At 61.5% G+C, this 509-nt stretch carries 1 pseudogene; it reads left to right on the top strand.

From position 1 onward, the window contains the following. A pseudogene (locus MD273_RS18950) lies at window positions 1–476 on the top strand (heme ABC transporter ATP-binding protein); the annotation flags it as partial. Window positions 477–509 lie beyond the last annotated feature (33 nt).

Here is a 509-nt window from a genome sequence, read left to right as displayed (position 1 = left end):
TGGGCCTGATCCTGCCCTTCGAGGAGCGCGAAAACTCCATTCTCGGCTATCACAACCTGCCGAAATACGGAAAGGCCGGCGTGCTCGACCGACAGGCAATCCTCGATGATGCCAGGGAAAAGATCGAGAAATACGACATCCGCCCGCCAAACCCGACGCTGAAGACCGCCAATTTTTCCGGCGGCAACCAGCAGAAGATCGTGGTCGCCCGCGAAATCGAGCGCGACCCGGAAATCCTGCTCGTCGGTCAGCCGACCCGCGGCGTCGATATCGGCGCGATCGAGTTCATCCACCGCCGGATCATCGACATGCGCGACAGCGGCAAGGCGGTGCTACTGGTGTCGGTGGAACTCGATGAGATCCGTGCGCTTGCCGACCGCATCCTGGTGATGTTTGCAGGCGAGAATGTCGGCGAGGCCTCGCCGGAGACGGAAGAACAGAAACTCGGCCTGATGATGGCCGGCATAGCGTCCTGAGGTCGAAATGAGCGCAGCCAACACGCCCCTGCC

It is taken from the genome of Marinobacter sp. C7, from assembly GCF_022343555.1.
In the GTDB taxonomy this organism is placed as follows: Bacteria; Pseudomonadota; Gammaproteobacteria; order Pseudomonadales; family Oleiphilaceae; genus Marinobacter.
The sequence above is the reverse complement of the archived record's forward strand: the minus strand, read 5'-3'. Positions and strand labels throughout refer to the sequence as shown.